Origin of the sequence: Pseudomonas sp. KT_2_4, from assembly GCF_041410225.1 — a bacterium.
Taxonomy (GTDB): domain Bacteria; phylum Pseudomonadota; class Gammaproteobacteria; order Pseudomonadales; family Pseudomonadaceae; genus Aquipseudomonas; species Aquipseudomonas paracarnis.
The window spans coordinates 5590070-5605366 of record NZ_CP166962.1 but is presented as its reverse complement, the minus strand read 5'-3'; the positions used below and the strand labels follow the sequence as shown (position 1 = coordinate 5605366).

General features: G+C 61.3%; 15 protein-coding genes. 7 read left to right on the top strand and 8 right to left on the bottom strand.

Annotated features, from left to right (window positions below; all coding sequences use genetic code 11):
- Positions 1-35: 35 nt before the first annotated feature.
- Positions 36-1553: an MDR family MFS transporter gene (locus tag AB9N64_RS25850; RefSeq protein ID WP_072434364.1), complete on the bottom strand. Its 1518-nt coding sequence runs from the start codon at positions 1551-1553 to the stop codon at positions 36-38.
- Between the two features lie 66 nt (positions 1554-1619).
- Complete coding sequence (gene pobA, locus AB9N64_RS25845; protein ID WP_371360399.1) at positions 1620-2804, bottom strand: 4-hydroxybenzoate 3-monooxygenase; 1185 nt, start codon at positions 2802-2804, stop codon at positions 1620-1622.
- Between the two features lie 189 nt (positions 2805-2993).
- Between pobA and AB9N64_RS25840 the strand changes: the two genes are divergently transcribed.
- Positions 2994-3869, top strand: a complete 876-nt coding sequence (locus AB9N64_RS25840; RefSeq protein ID WP_014717471.1) for a helix-turn-helix domain-containing protein — start codon at positions 2994-2996, stop codon at positions 3867-3869.
- Here AB9N64_RS25840 and AB9N64_RS25835 read toward each other — a convergent pair.
- Positions 3862-4041 carry a hypothetical protein gene (locus tag AB9N64_RS25835; RefSeq protein ID WP_003189580.1) on the bottom strand — a complete coding sequence of 60 codons (180 nt, stop codon included), beginning with the start codon at positions 4039-4041 and terminating at the stop codon, positions 3862-3864. The two genes, AB9N64_RS25840 and AB9N64_RS25835, sit on opposite strands and share 8 nt — an antisense overlap.
- A 100-nt stretch (positions 4042-4141) precedes the next feature.
- Positions 4142-5047 (bottom strand): LysR family transcriptional regulator, encoded by a 906-nt coding sequence (locus tag AB9N64_RS25830; protein WP_014717470.1) that lies wholly within the window; start codon positions 5045-5047, stop codon positions 4142-4144.
- A 105-nt stretch (positions 5048-5152) separates the two neighbouring features.
- Here AB9N64_RS25830 and AB9N64_RS25825 point away from each other — a divergent pair, with 105 nt between their 5' ends.
- Entirely contained in the window at positions 5153-6019 is an 867-nt protein-coding gene (locus AB9N64_RS25825) for an MBL fold metallo-hydrolase (RefSeq protein ID WP_371359770.1), read from the top strand.
- Positions 6020-6053: 34 nt separating this feature from the next.
- Positions 6054-6668 (top strand): NAD(P)-dependent oxidoreductase, encoded by a 615-nt coding sequence (locus AB9N64_RS25820; RefSeq protein WP_014717468.1) that lies wholly within the window; start codon positions 6054-6056, stop codon positions 6666-6668.
- Between the two features lie 595 nt (positions 6669-7263).
- Here the strand turns inward: AB9N64_RS25820 and AB9N64_RS25815 are convergent.
- Positions 7264-8136, bottom strand: a complete 873-nt coding sequence (locus AB9N64_RS25815; protein WP_020301049.1) for a LysR substrate-binding domain-containing protein — start codon at positions 8134-8136, stop codon at positions 7264-7266.
- A gap of 111 nt (positions 8137-8247) precedes the next feature.
- On the opposite strand from AB9N64_RS25815, the gene AB9N64_RS25810 reads away from it, so the two are divergent.
- The 3 genes from AB9N64_RS25810 (at position 8248) to AB9N64_RS25800 (ending at position 12313) form a co-directional block, all read left to right on the top strand.
- Positions 8248-9870, top strand: coding sequence for a 5-guanidino-2-oxopentanoate decarboxylase (locus tag AB9N64_RS25810; RefSeq protein WP_020301048.1), 1623 nt, complete (start codon positions 8248-8250; stop codon positions 9868-9870).
- A gap of 182 nt (positions 9871-10052) precedes the next feature.
- Entirely contained in the window at positions 10053-11240 is a 1188-nt protein-coding gene (locus AB9N64_RS25805) for a cyanate transporter (protein WP_371359769.1), read from the top strand.
- Between the two features lie 137 nt (positions 11241-11377).
- Complete coding sequence (locus AB9N64_RS25800) at positions 11378-12313, top strand: LysR family transcriptional regulator (RefSeq protein ID WP_371359768.1); 936 nt, start codon at positions 11378-11380, stop codon at positions 12311-12313.
- A 20-nt stretch (positions 12314-12333) separates the two neighbouring features.
- Here AB9N64_RS25800 and AB9N64_RS25795 read toward each other — a convergent pair whose 3' ends face one another.
- The gene (locus tag AB9N64_RS25795; RefSeq protein WP_014717463.1) at positions 12334-12696 is read right to left on the bottom strand and encodes a 5-carboxymethyl-2-hydroxymuconate Delta-isomerase; all 363 of its coding nucleotides are present in this window, start codon (positions 12694-12696) and stop codon (positions 12334-12336) included.
- Between the two features lie 57 nt (positions 12697-12753).
- On the bottom strand, positions 12754-13677 hold the full coding sequence (locus tag AB9N64_RS25790; RefSeq protein ID WP_014717462.1) for a LysR substrate-binding domain-containing protein: 924 nt from the start codon (positions 13675-13677) through the stop codon (positions 12754-12756).
- Between the two features lie 129 nt (positions 13678-13806).
- On the opposite strand from AB9N64_RS25790, the gene AB9N64_RS25785 reads away from it, so the two are divergent.
- On the top strand, positions 13807-13983 hold the full coding sequence (locus tag AB9N64_RS25785) for a hypothetical protein (protein WP_155766211.1): 177 nt from the start codon (positions 13807-13809) through the stop codon (positions 13981-13983).
- Here AB9N64_RS25785 and AB9N64_RS25780 read toward each other — a convergent pair.
- Positions 13938-15284: an MFS transporter gene (locus AB9N64_RS25780; RefSeq protein ID WP_019818444.1), complete on the bottom strand. Its 1347-nt coding sequence runs from the start codon at positions 15282-15284 to the stop codon at positions 13938-13940. The two genes, AB9N64_RS25785 and AB9N64_RS25780, sit on opposite strands and share 46 nt — an antisense overlap.
- Positions 15285-15297: the final 13 nt, after the last annotated feature.

The window sequence follows — 15297 nt, the reverse complement described above, 5'->3', positions numbered from 1 at the left end:
GCGTGGGAACGCCGCCTGGGACGCTCCGCGTCCGCTTATCTAACTTTGTCTTCACGGCCGCGCAGTACCCGATTCGGCATCGCTATCGCAGCGGCCAACCCCAGCAGCGACACCGCCGCACTCACCATCAGCAAATGCCGGAACGTCACCGCCAGCTCGCCGCGCAACGCATCTTGCGCCGGGCCGGGTGCGGCGTTGAGGCCGTCGAGCAGCACGTTGCCGGAACTGCCTTCGGCCACCAGTGCGCCGCTTGCCAGATGGGCGAAACTGGAATCGTGTAACAGCGCCAGCAGCAACGCCGACATGCAAGCCACCCCCACTGCCCCGCCCAGGGAGCGAAACAGGTTGGTGGTGCTGGTGGCCACACCGATATCCCGTTGCTCCACCGAGTTCTGCGTCCCCACCAACGAGGTCGGGAACTGCATGCCGGCGGCGATACCGCACAACAACATGAAGACGCTGGTAAGCGCCACCGCCTGGGGCGCGCTGTAGGCCATGCCGAGAATCGCCAGCGGGCTCAACACCGCGCCGCTGAGGATCATCGGTTTATAGCGGCCGGTCACCGAGGTCATGCGCCCGGCGAAATACGCGCCCATCGGCAAGCCCATCGCCAACGGCAGCAAGTGCAGGGCTGCGCTGTCGGCCCCAGCGCCGGTCACGGTCTGGTAGCGCAGGGGCATCAGCACTGTCAGGGAAATCGCCTGGAAGCTGGTGACGAAAATCGTGCACCAGCACAACACCGCACTGCGGTTGGCAAACAAGTGCATCGGCAACAGCGGTTCCCGCGCCCGGCGTTCGTGCCACACAAACACGCTTAACGCCATCAGTGCGCAGGCCAGCAACCCCAGCACTTGATCGTCACGCCACGAATGGCCCTGGCCGATTTCAGTGATGCCCAGCAACAAGGCGGTGAGGCCGACGATCATCAGCACCGTGCCGAGGTAATCGATGATCGGCTTGCGCTGCGGCACCGGCAGCCCCACCAGGGTGCGATGGGCCACGTACCAGGCGCCGACGCCCAGTGGCAGGTTGATCAAAAACACCCAGCGCCACGACAGGTACTCGGTCATATAACCGCCCAGCACCGGCCCGGCCACGCTGGCCACCGCGTACATGCTGCTGAAATACCCCTGATAACGTCCCCGTTCGCGGGGAGGAATAATGTCGCCAATGATCGCCTGGCTCACAGAGACCATCCCGCCAGCGCCGATGCCCTGCAGCACCCGCGCCAGCACAAGTTGCTCCATGCTTTGCGCCAGGCCGCAAAACAACGACGCCAGGGTGAACAGGCCCATGCCGATGAGCATCATGGGCCGGCGCCCATACAGGTCACCGAGCTTGCCGTAGATCGGCACCGCCACGGTCATCGCCACCATGTAGCCGGAGATCACCCAGGCCAGCAGGTTGACGTCATGGAACTGTGCGGAAATGGCCGGCATGGACACGGCGACAATGGTCTGGTCCAGGGCACCCAGGAAGATCGCCATCATCAGCGCGACCAGGATACTGCGCACGGCGGGAACGGTTGGAGCGGGCTGATTGAGGTGAGTCACGGCAGAACCTTCGAGCAGGGCCCACAGGCAACGGTCACCGGTGGGAATGCTCGATACGATAGCAGGCTATTCGATAGGCTCGTAAGGAAGGCCGACGTAATTTTCTGCGATGGTTTTGCGCCCGGCCTGGGAGTGGATGAAATAGACCAGCTCGCTCTCGGCAATGCGCTGGCTGAAGGCGTCCGCCTGGGGAAACTGATGCAGCATCGAGGTCATCCACCAGGAAAACCGCTCGGCTTTCCACACTCGGCGCAGACAGATTGCCGAGTATTTTTCCAGCAAGTCCAGGCGCCCTTCGTGGTACACCTTGAGCAAGATGCGAAACAAGGTGCTCACATCACTGGCCGCCAGGTTCAAGCCCTTGGCACCGGTGGGCGGCACAATGTGCGCGGCATCGCCGAGCAGGAACAGGCGCCCGTACTGCATGGGTTCCACCACAAAGCTGCGCAGCGGCGCGATGCTTTTCTCGATCGACGGGCCAGTAACCAATTGTTCAGCCAATGAGCCGGGCAGGCGGCTTTTGAGTTCATCCCAGAAACGTTCATCCGCCCAGTCTTCCAGCTTCTCTTCGACCGGCACTTGCAGGTAGTAACGGCTGCGGGTCGGCGACCGCATGCTGCACAGCGCAAAACCCCGCGCGTGTTTGGCGTACACCAGTTCGGCATGTACCGGCGGCGTGTCGGCCAGCACGCCCAGCCAGCCGAAGGGGTAGACGCGTTCGAACACCTTCAGCGCTTGCGCCGGTATCGACTGGCGGGCCACACCATGGAAACCGTCGCAGCCGGCAATGTAGTCGCACTCCAGGCGAAAGGCTTGGCCTTCATGCTCGAAGGTCAGCCAGGGCTGTTCACTTTTCAGGTCATGGGGTTGAACATTGGAGGCTTCGTACAGGGTGATGGCACCGGCGGCTGCGCGGGCGGCCATCAGGTCGCGGGTGACCTCGGTCTGGCCGTAGATCATCACCGACTGGCCGCCGGTCAAGGCCTTGAGGTCGATGGAAGTGAGTTGGCCATTGAGGGCAATGTCAAACCCGTCGTGCACCAGACCCTCGGCGTCCATGCGTTGGCTGACCCCGGCTTCGCGCAGCAGGTCGACCATGCCCTGTTCCAACACACCGGCGCGGATACGGCCTTGTACGTAATCGGCGCTCTGACGCTCTAGAACGAGGGTCTGGATGCCAGCATTGTGCAGCAGTTGGCCGAGCAGCAATCCGGAAGGACCGGCACCGATAATGGCGACTTGGGTTTTCAGGGTTTTCATTATTTTTATGACCTTCAAGCTTCACGCGAACGTATGGAGTGAAAGAGTTGTCATTGCTCTTGTGGCTGACATTTTTCACTTGAGTGAGGCTCATAAGAAGGTGAAAACTGCGTCAAAACCTGTGCTTTTCGCCAATCGGGGCGATTACCGAACCACTATCCTGAGTATCGGATTGAAACCATGACCAAAACCGCGATTCCGGTCTTCAAGCTTTACGGGGAAAGCCAGCAGTGGCCGACTCCCGATTTGTTGCACTGCGAAACCATTTCCCGGCGCAGTCGGGAATACCAGTGGGAAATCCAGCCCCACCGGCACGCGGACCTGTGCCAGTTGCTGTATGTGCACAAAGGCCAGGCACAACTGGAAATCGAAGGCCAGCGCACCACGCTCAATGAGTCGAGCCTACAAGTGCTGCCACCGCTTTGCGTGCACGGCTTTCGTTTTTCCGAGGATGTGGAAGGGTTTGTGGTAACGCTGTCGGCACCGCTGGTCAGCCACTTGCAGGCGCAACTGGGCTCTACCGTCGATGGCCTGCACACACTCGGCAGCTACCCGGCGGGCAAGGACAGCGATTACTTGAACAGCCTGTTCGTACGTTTGCAGGACGAATACGCCGATGACCAACCGGCACGGGACATGATGCTGCACGCCCTGGTCAGCGTGTTATTGGTGTGGGTCAGCCGCCAGGCGATCCAGCGCCGCCACCCACGGGCGCCACGGGGTCGTGAGTACTTTCGGCGGTTTACGCAACTGGTCGAACAGCATTACCGCGAACACCCCAAGATTGAAGACCTGGCCCACAAGCTGGGTATCTCGGTCTCACACTTGAACGGGACGTGTCGGGAGTTGGGTGGGCAACCGGCGTTGCAGATCATGCATGATCGCCAGTTGCTGGAAGCCAAGCGCCTGCTGACCTACACCAGCATGACCATCAACGAGATGTCCGAGGTGCTGGGCTTTTCCGACCCGACCAATTTCTCACGGCTGTTTCGCCGCAGGGTCGGTTTTTCACCCAAGGCGTTTCGTGAACAACTGAAGGCAGAGCAGCCTACCTGAGCGCACTGAAACTGCCGGTGCGGGGAACGCATTGGTCCTGATGGCAGCTGATGGCGAATGCCGCCGGCTGCATGCGTGTTTGCTCGACGCGGTAGGCGGCAGTCCCATACAGCGCTGTCGCCAATGCGCAGAGGGTGAAAATCGTCAGGTACTTTCTGGTTTTGATGCTCATGGCACAGACCTCTGAACGGATCTACAGGGTGCTGTTTAAAGCATAGGTCAGTCAGGGCAACTTGCCATGATGCGCTGCCATTCAGCGCGCTTATTTCACCTCAGAGCCCTATGTCCCAAACCGGCTCTTCGGGAAACCGCAGCACCAGGAAATCCAGGAGGCTACGCAGCGCCGAAGGCATGTGTTTGCGTGAGGCGTACACCGCATAGATATTCATCTGTCGCGGCTCGGCGTGCGGCAGCAAGCGCACCAACTCCCCACTGCGAATCAGCTCGCCGGCCTGATAACTGGGCAACATCGCCACCCCTGCCCCGGCCAGCGTCACGCGCATTAACGTGCTGGCTTCGTTGGCCGTGATATTGCCGTGGACCGGCACCGACACGTGCTCTCCGTTTTCTTCGAAATGCCACAGGCTCTTGCCGAAGTAAGAGTGGGTCAGGCAGTTGTGCCGGGCCAGGTCTTCGACTTTCTGCGGCGCCGGATGCTCGCGCAGATAAGCCGGTGTGGCGCATACCACCGAGCGACATACGGTCAGGCGCCGGGCGATCAGGTTGGGGTCCAGATCGTTGCTGGTGCGGATCGCCAGGTCGATGCGCTCGTCCACCAGGTTCACCGTGCGATCAAGCATCTGCAAATCCACCGTCACCAGGGGGTAAAGCTTGACGTATTCGGCAATCGCCGCGCCCAGCTGCGCCTGGCCGAACGAAGTGCTGACGCTCAGGCGCAACAGGCCTCGGGGCGCATCATCGGGCTCGCTGACGGCGGCCTGCATATCACCGCACAGTTCCAACAATTGCCGGCAACGCGGCAGCGTTTCTCCGCCGGCGGCGGTGAGGCTGAGCTTGCGCGTGGTGCGGTGCAGCAGGCGTGCGCCCACCCAGTCTTCCAGCTCGGCCAGGTAGCGCGAGACCACCGGGCGCGACAGGTCAAGGTGGTCGGCAGCGGCGGATTGGCTGCCCAGGTCCACCACGGTGACAAACACGCGCATTGCTTGAAGACGATCCATGATTTGCCCGATTTTAGAAACAAACTATGTCCCAGCATCGCATTTTTTGTCGTGTTTTATGCAACTAAGCTCTGTGCATCCCTTACCGATGGCAGGAGCTGCCCGATGTTCTCGACCTTCAAACGCTTGACCCTGGCCACCGCCGCCCTGGCCTTCGCTGCCCACGCAGCAGCGGCAGAGCTGAAACTCGACGTGTACAACCCAGGCGAAGCCGCGATCTTCCCGGTCAGCTCGGTGCTGGTGAGCGGCGAGAAAGACGCGATCCTGGTGGATGCGCAATTCGGCAAAGGCCAAGCCGAGCAGCTGGTGCAGAAGATCCGCGCCAGCGGCAAGCACCTGACCACCATCTACATCAGCCATGGCGACCCGGACTACTACTTCGGCCTCGACACCCTGACCGCCGCCTTCCCCGACGCCAAAGTGCTGGCGCCACAGCCAGTGGTGGACCATATCAACGCCACCGTCGCCGACAAGCTGGCCTTCTGGGGCCCGAAAATGGGCGCCGACAAGCCGGCCAAGACCCTTATGCCGCAAGTGCTTAAAGGCCACAGCCTGACCCTGGAAGGGCAACAGCTTGAAGTGGTTGGCCTTGACGGCCCGCAGCCAGATCGCAGCTTTGTGTGGATTCCGTCGATCAAGGCCGTGGTCGGTGGTGTGGTGGTCGCTGAAAACATCCACGTCTGGATGGCCGATACCCAGAGCGCGCAATCCCATAAAGACTGGCTGGCTACCCTCACGCGCATTGAAGACCTGAAGCCGAACACCGTGGTGCCGGGCCATTACCTGGGCACGCCATCGCTGGCCTCGGTCACCTTCACCGCCGATTACATCAAGGCCTTCGACCTCGAAACCGCCAAGGCCAAGGACTCCGCCGCCCTGATTGCGGCCATGAAAAAACGCTACCCCACCCTCGCCGACGAAAGCTCGCTGGAACTGAGCGCCAAAGTCGCCAAGGGCGAAATGAAGTGGTAACTGGCTTTAAACCTTAACCCTGTTGGAGAACATCATGAGCAAGATCGCAATCATTGGTGCCACTGGCCGCGCCGGTAGCCAACTGCTGGAAGAAGCGCTGCGCCGCGGGCATACCGTCATCGCCATCGCCCGCAATACCGACAAGCTGGCTGTGCGTCCTGGCGTTACGGTCAAACAGGTTGATGCCCTGGATGCCGAAGCCTTGCAACACGCCATCAGCGGCAGCGACGTGGTGATCAGCGCGGCGCACTTCGCCACGCTTCCCGCCAGCGCCGTGATCGGCCCGGTGAAAAAGGCTGGTGTGAAACGTTTGTTGGTGGTCGGCGGCGCCGGTTCACTGCTGTTGCCCGGTGGCGGGCGCGTGATCGACAGCGAAGGGTTCCCGGCTGAATATAAAGCTGAAGCCAGTGCCGGGGCGCAATTCCTGGAAACGCTGCGCCAGGAAAAGGAACTGGACTGGACCTTCCTGTCGCCATCGGCCCTGTTCGACGGCACCGAGCGCACCGGCAAATTCCGCCTGGGCACGGATGATCTGCTGGTGGACAGTGACGGCAACAGCTCGATCAGTTTTGCCGACTTCGCCATCGCCATGCTGGATGAAGTGGAAACACCGAAGCACTCGCGCCAGCGCTTTACGGTCGGTTACTGACCCAACGCCGTCAACGCTAACCACGATGCGAAGCGAGCCGCTCTTGATCTGCTTTTGATCTGCTTTTGATCTTGATCTTAGGCGCCCCGTTAAACCACGCTGGCCGGAATTCGACAGTGATTTGGGGGGTAAACCGGCAGGGATGCCGGTTTAACCGCCCCGCGCCATGAATGGCGCGTGGCGGCGGCCCCCCAAATCACTGGCGGATTACGGGCACACCGAGCCTAGGCGAGGTGCCGAGTGGTGGGGCAAGAGCCCTTTGGTTACTTTGGGCTGGGCCGGCATTTCGGCTCTTTTCCAAAGTGACCCGCTGTCAGAGCGGAACCCTAGGCGGCCGTTACCGCAGCAATGGATATGTACACAATCCAACTGTGTTGACTGTCAGTCCGCCTTCGCGAGCAAGCCCGCTCCCACAGTTGGATCGTGGGGTGTCTGGTAGATAGGCGTTGGCTTTCAGGCCCTCATCGCAGGCAAGCCAGCTCCCACATCTGGATCGTCGGGGTGTCAGGTAGATAGGTGTCGGCTTTCAGGCCGTCATCGCAGGCAAGCCAGCCACAGTTGGATCGCGGCGAGTCAGGTAGATAGGCGTAGGCTGTCATCCCACACTGGCCTCACTCACCAACCAATCCATCAGCGCGACCAACCCAACCGACGGTTCCTTCCCCGGCGGATACACCAGGAAATACCCCATCCCCGTCGACACCCGCAGTTCAAACGGCATCGCCAACCGCCCCGCCCTCAGATCCTCGCCAATCAACGCACTGTCGCCCATCGCCACCCCGGAGCCCTGGGACGCTACGGTCATTGCCAAGTCCAAGGTTTCGAAGTGGTGCCGTTGGATGGGGTCGCTCAAGCAGGCATTGGCAGCCTTGAGCCACAACGTCCAATCGCGCTCGTCTCGGGTCGGGTGCAACAGTACCTGATGCTGCAAATCCTGCGGCGTACGCAAACTGCCCAGCAACCCAGGCACGCAGACCGGCGTGAGACGCTCGTCGAACAGATGCCGCGCCTCGGCCGACTGCTCGGCGATGGGCCCGTAGATCACCGCCGCGTCAAACGGCTCACGACGAAAGTCGACGTTATAGGCCACCGTCGTGGTGAGCTCCACCGGCACATCCGGGCGTTCTTTTTGCCATTGCAGCAAGCGCGGCAACAACCAGCGCATCACGCAGGTGGACGCTTTGAGCTGCAAGGTGCGGCGCCGGTCACCGATGTGCTCCACCGCGTCAGCGAGCAAGCCAAACACCTGTTGCGCGCATGCCAGCCATTCGCGCCCCTCCTCCGTCAGGCTCAAGCCACGCGCCTGGCGCTGAAACAAGGCATAGCCCAACTGGCTTTCCAACCCGGCCACCTGTCGACTCACCGCGCCCTGGGTAATGTGCAGGTGTTCGGCGGCACGGGTGAAGTTGCAGCACTGGGCTGTGACCCAGAAGGTGTGCAACGCAGGTAACGGTGGGAGGCGTTTCATCGGGGCGCAGCCATGACGGGAGGACATGGCGAGTATGACTTTTTATCGATTGTTGCCGCCACCGGCCAACCGCTCCAATAGCGCTTCGACCCCATCACAAGAGCGACCTGTATGGCGACCTGCGGCGAAGTATTGGTGCACCTCCTGGAACGCTACGGCGTGGACCACGTATTCGGCATTCCCGGCGTACATACCGTGGAGCTGTACCGGGGCTTGGCGCGCTCCAGCATTCGACATGTCACCCCGCGCCACGAACAGGGCGCCGGCTTCATGGCCGACGGTTATGCGCGCACCTCTGGCAAGCCCGGCGTGTGCTTTATCATCACCGGCCCCGGCATGACCAATATCACCACGGCCATGGGCCAGGCCTATGCCGACTCGATCCCGATGCTGGTGATATCCAGCGTGCAGTCACGCAGCCAACTGGGCGGTGGGCGCGGCAAGTTGCATGAGCTGCCGAACCAGAGCGCGCTGGTGGCCGGGGTGGCGGCGTTCTCCCACACCTTGATGTCGGCGGCTGAACTGCCCGCCGTGCTGGCGCGGGCGTTTGCGTTGTTTCAGGCCGGTCGGCCGCGCCCGGTGCATATCGAGATCCCCCTGGATGTGTTGGTGGAAAATGCCGACGCGTTGCTGGGTAGCACGCCTGTCAGCGTCACCCGCGCTGGCGCGGCACCGGCGGCCGTGCAGCAGATGAGCCAGAGGCTGGCTGCGGCCAAGCGCCCGCTGATCCTGGCCGGTGGCGGCGCCATTGACGCAGCCGCCGAACTGACCCGCCTCGCAGAAGCCCTCGGCGCGCCCGTGGCCCTGACCATCAACGCCAAGGGTATGTTGCCGGCCGCGCACCCGCTGCTGATCGGCTCCACGCAAACACTGCCCGCCACCCGTGCCCTGGTGGCTGAGGCTGACGTGGTATTGGCGATCGGCACCGAGTTGGCAGAGACCGACTACGACGTCACCTTCGCCGGTGGTTTCAACATTCCCGGTGCGCTGTTGCGCATCGATATTGACCCGGACCAGACCGTACGCAACTACCCGCCCCAAGTGGCACTAGTGGCCGACGCACGCATCGCCGCCCAGGCCCTGCTCACCGAAATCAACCGCCAGCCGCTGACGCCGCGCACTACCGACTGGGGCACAGCACGCGTCGCCCGTTTATGGGCCGAGCTGGAACCTACGTGGGACGCTGCGACGCGCGTGCAAACCCGGTTTCTCAACGCCGTTCTGGAGGAACTGCCGGGCGTAGTGTTCGTGGGCGACTCCACTCAACCGGTGTACAGCGGCAACCTGACCCTGAACCTCGACCACCCACGCTGCTGGTTCAACGCCTCTACCGGTTACGGCACCCTGGGTTATGCCCTGCCCGCCGCCATGGGGGCCTGGCTCGGGCGCGGCGATGGCCAACCGGTGGTGTGCCTGATCGGCGACGGCGGTTTGCAATTCACCCTGCCGGAACTGGCCAGCGCGGTGGAGGCCCGTACACCGGTGATCGTGCTGTTGTGGAATAACCAGGGTTATGAAGAGATCAAGAAGTACATGGTCAACCGTGACATCGAGCCGGTGGGTGTGGACATCTACACGCCGGACTTTATCGGTGTGGCCAAGGCTCTGGGCTGCGCGGCACAAAGCGTCCATGGCATTGAAGGGTTGCGCACGGCTTTACGTGCCGCCGCTGATCGCCAGGGGCCCACATTGCTTGAAATCGACCAGGCGCGGTGGGAGTTGCCGAGTCTGTAATCCCGCTAAGTTGGGCCTGTGGCGAGGGAGCTTACTCCCGTGACGGCCTGACAGCCGACGCCCAATGCGCTTTTACCTCACCACTTCGCATCCGCATTTTTTCAATAGCCCCTGCGACTTTCTGATTTGCCCCGCTACACACTCCATGGCCTGATTCGCCCTTGTTAATTCAAGGCAGGCCCATGGAAAACGTTCAGGCAAAATCCACCTGCGCACTATGGCTGATGATCAGCGTGGTGCTCGTCGCCCTCAATTTGCGTCCGTCGATGGCGGCCGTGGGGCCGTTATTGGCGTCGATTCGTGCGGATGTGCCGCTAAATTTCAGCAGCGCCGCCTTACTGACCATGTTGCCAGTCATGGCCATGGGCCTGGCGATGTTCTTTGGCATGGGCCTGGCCAAGCGCGTGGGCGAGCATCGCAGCATTGTCGTGTCGCTGCTGGTGATTGGGCTGGCGACCTTGTCGCGGTTGTTCCTGGATTCGGCACTGGAACTGATCGTGAGTGCCATCGCGGCGGGAGTCGGCATTGCGCTGATCCAGGCGTTGATGCCGGCGCTGATCAAGTCGCGTTTCAGCGCCAATGTTTCGTTATTCATGGGCCTGTATGTCACCGCGATCATGGGCGGCGCGGCCCTGGCTGCTTCGTTCTCGCCGTTGGTGCAAACCCAGACCGGCAGCTGGCGTATCGGCCTGGCGATCTGGGCACTGCTGGCGTTGTTGGCCCTGGTGTTCTGGTATGCGCAGCGTTCGGCCCTGCCGCCCTTACCCCACGCCGGTTCGGGCCCCCAGGAGGCTTTTTTCAGCAATCGCCGCGCCTGGTTGCTGGCGATCTTTTTTGGCCTCGGCACCGCGTCCTACACCTGTGTGCTGGCATGGCTGGCGCCGTACTACGTCGAGCAGGGTTGGAGTGAACAAAATGCCGGCTTGCTGCTGGGTTTCTTGACTGCCATGGAAGTGATCTCCGGCCTGGTCACACCGGCCATCGCCAACCGCCGCCAGGATAAACGCGGCGTGGTGGCGGTGCTGCTGGTGCTGATCATCCTGGGTTTCTGCGGCCTAATCCTCAGCCCGCAACATTGGAGCCTGTTGTGGCCCTGCCTGCTAGGCCTGGGGATTGGCGGCCTGTTCCCGATGAGCCTGATCCTGTCCCTGGACCACCTCGACAACCCGCGCCGTGCCGGTGGCCTTACCGCGTTTGTGCAGGGCATCGGTTATCTGATCGCCGGCCTGTCGCCGCTGATCGCCGGCATGATCCGCGACCAGTTGGGCAGCTTCGAATGGGCCTGGTGGTCATTGATGGCAGTGAGCGGGCTGATGCTGCTGATCGTCATGCGTTTCAACCCGGCGCATTACGCACGCCATATCCGCTGACGTCGTATTAAAAACATTTTTTGTCCCACACAAAACATTGAAAGGTCCTACAGAGCTTTCTATTGGTACGAGCGTTCCGTTAACATTTTGCTCAGTCTTGTACTGAGTTCGGTACAAAGGGTTTACGGACGAAACCGATGCTAAACAGTAACTTGCTCAGAAAGCTCGATATGCAGGATTTGATGGTGTTTATCGCCGTCTACGACCAGAGCAGCGTTACCGAGGTGTCTGAAACGCTGTTCGTCAGCCAGTCCACCGTGAGCTATAGCCTGAAGAAGCTGCGCACCAGCTTTGAAGATGAGCTGTTTATCAACACCCGCGCAGGCATGCGTCCTACGTACAAGGCCACCACCATGTACGAGCATGTGCAGAAGATTCTGGAAAGCATCAACCTGTGCCATGCCGGTGGCCAGGCTTTTGATCCGACCCAACAGGCCGTGACCTTCAATGTGTGTGCGCCGGAATATTTCGAGCAGCTGATTCTGCCGCGCCTGTTGAAGCGTTTCGACCATGCCGACCTGCCGGTGATCGTCAACGTGCAGAAGCTGGAAACCGACATCCCCGCCGACGACCTGCGTGAGGGTCGCCTGGACCTGGTGATCTGTTTCGGCCCGCACTTTCACCGCGCTCACAAAGACTTCAAGACCCAGATGCTGTTGGAGGACGACTTGGTCTGCGTGTGCGACCAACGCTCAGCGCCGAGGGAACAGGCGTTCAGCCTGCAGTCCTTCGTTGAGCGGCGCCACGTATTCCCCACACCCTGGACCTCCGACACCAACATGATCGACGGCTGGCTTGCGCGCCAGGCGCGCAAGCGTCAGGTGATTGCACGGGCCAACAGCTACAGCGCGGCATTGAAGATGATTGCCGGCACCGACTTCATCGTCACCCTGCCCCGCCGCGTGCAAAAGTTACTGGCACCGGCGCCGGCATTCGGTGTTTGCGAAGCACCTAACGGTTTGCCGGGGTTCACCCTGGATATGCAGTGGAACGAAACCGGTGGGCAGGACAGCGCCAATACCTGGTTTCGGGAGCAAGTGGTGAAGGTGTGTGCGGATCAGGGCCTTTTGTAATTGGATGGCGATGGTGGAAGTCAGCCGATGGCGATTTTGCTGTAGGAATCGCGATCAATATCCAGCAGCTCGACACTCAGTTGTACCTGCACACCTTCGGGCCACGGGCCCAGGTCCTGAAGTACCGCCAGCAGGCTTTCTGATAGCTGCTTCTTGATCTGCGGTGAACGCCCGCTCAATAACGCCAGACGCACCGCGACAAAACCGCGCTCACCCAGGCCAGTGCCGACCCGAAATCGCTCGACCGCCACCGCACGGCTCTTGATGTCGAACTCGGCGCCGAACTGACCGGAGGCCACCAACGCATGGTTAAGGCGCAACAGGGCCTTGTCGATGTCCAGTTGCGTCAGGTTGGCGGTGTGTTCCAAGTGCAGGTGCGGCATGCTTTTCTCCGAGTTTTTTGTAGGAAGATGCCAAGCTATATACCACGGAAAAACACCTCAAGCCTTGGCCACCAGCCCTCTATCACTCATGAATGCCTCCAGCCGCGAGCGCATCCAGCGCTCCGCCGGGTCGGTGTCGACATGGCTGAGCCACACCATCGACAAATCCAGAGTCGGGGTTTCGAACGGGAACGGCTCGCAGAACAGGTTCCCGCTGGCAGCCATGGCCTGGGCGGTGTAATCGGGCAGGCTGGCGATCATGTCGGTGCCGGCAAGCAAGGCCGGCAACGAGCTGTATTGCGGCACCGAGAGCACTACATGGCGTTTGCGGCCCACCTCGGCCAGCCACTCATCGGCAAACCCGGCGACGTTGGCGGTGTGGGACACCAGCACATGGGGCCGTGCGCAATATTCGTCGAGGGTCAGCGGTGTGTCCGAGGCATCGGCGCGCAGCAGGCACGGGCGGATGTGCCGCAACAGCTTACGCTTGGCATTGGCCGGCAGCCCGCGGGTCTGGGTGATGCCGACGGTAATATCGCCGGAAGCCAACAGGTCCGGAATGCGCCAGTAATCCACATGCTGCACCACAAACACCACCTGCGGCGCCTCCTGGCGCAAGGCGCGCAGCAAGGGTGGCAGCAGGCCGAACTCCACGTCATCGGACAGGCCGATGCGGAAAGTCATGGTGCTGATGGACGGGTCGAAATCATGGGTCAGGCTCAGGGCCGAAGACAGCGAGTCCAGGGCTGGCGACAGGTGCTGGATGATCTCCTCGGCGCGCGCCGTAGGCTCCATGCGATGGCCGACACGAATAAACAGTGGGTCGTTGAACAAGGTACGCAGGCGGTTGAGGGCCGAGCTGATGGTTGGTTGGCCGAGAAACAGCTTCTCCGCCACCCGCGTCACATTGCGCTCGAGCATCAGTGCTTCGAAGACCACCATCAAGTTGATGTCGGCCTTGCGTAATTCATTGCGATTCATCGGCGCCTGCCCCTTTGCCCAAGACAAGCGGCAGTTTAGGAAGGCTGCGGGGCTGCGTCTATGTGCGCACTGTTCAATAAACGGGTTTGGGACTATAAATCAGGTCTTGAAGGTTGCAGGTACCCCCTTGTGCTGGTCATTTTCGCCTTAAGCGTCCTGCTCAGCGGGGCTTTGCTCTGGGCCATCAAATTCATTGTGCACCCCACCGCCAGGACACTGCTGCGCGCATTTGTCGGCTTGTGCCTGGCGGCGGTGCTGGTTTACCTGGTGCTGGCTTCCGGATTCCCCACTTCGTTGCTGGTGTGAGACGCTTCCTGGCCCTGGCGCAGGCGTAAAGCCGACAACGCAGCCACCACCAACACCACGGTAATGACTTTCAAGCCGTTCATGGCATTGCCCGTGCTCATCTCAATGGCGCCCATCACCGACGGCCCGACAAAGCCGCCCAACAACCCGCACGCATTCACAAACCCCAGCCCTCCCGCCAAGGCCACGCCTTTGAGGCGCGAGGCCGGGTAGAGAAACACGATCGACTGCACCACAAAAAACATCACTGCAGACAGGCAAAAACCCAACAGGCTGAACACCGGCCCCGACACCGACGCAATGCCCAGCCCCAATGCCATGGTCAGCAACCCAGTGACCAGCAGCCGGCGGCAACGCCCGGGCGTGGTCGCAAAACGCGGGATCAATACCGCACCCAGTGCCGCCGCGATCCACGGCAACGAGGTCAGCAGGCCGACACTCATGGTGCTCAACTCGCCGTATTTGCTGATGATGCTCGGCAAGAAAAAGATCACGGTGTAGAGGGTGATCTGATGGCAAAAATACACAAAGATCGCCAGCAGGATTTGCGGCGTCAGCCAGTTTTTCAACGCATGGCCGCCCGCCCCCGCACCTTCCTCGGTTTCCTGGGCGATACGCTGTTCAATACCGCGTGCTTCTTCGGCCGACAGCCACGGCGCCTTGCTCGGACGGTCCGGCAACTTGCGCCACACCACCCAGGCAAACGCCACGGCGGGCAGGCCTTCGAGTAGGAACATCCACTGCCAGCCGTGCCAGCCGAGCATACCGTCCATACGCATCAAAGCCGCGCCCACAGGGCCACCGATGATGTTGGCAAAGCACACGCCCAGCAGGAAATACCCGGTGGCGCGCGCCCGCTGTTCGCGGTTGAACCAGTAGGTCAGGTACAGCATGACACCGGGAAATAAACCGGCTTCGGCAATACCCAGCAGCAGGCGCAATACGTAGAACGATGTTTCGCCCTGCACAAACGCCATCGCCGCAGAGATCAGGCCCCAGGTCACCATGATGCGGGCGATCCAGAACCGCGCTCCAACCTTGTGCATGATCAGGTTGCTGGGGATTTCTGACAGTGCATAGGTCAGGAAAAACAGTCCGGCGCCCAACCCGTAGGCGGCGGCAGAAATACCCAGGTCGACGTCCAGGTGATGCTTGGCCAGGGCGATGTTGGTGCGATCCAGAAAGCTCAGAATGTAGGCAATGATCAACAGTGGCATCAACTTGGCAAACATCAGTCTGTTGAGGGCCTGCGGTTCGCGGGGTGAGCCGGTCTTGACGTGCTTGGGCACTTCGATACGCATGGTGTGATCCCCT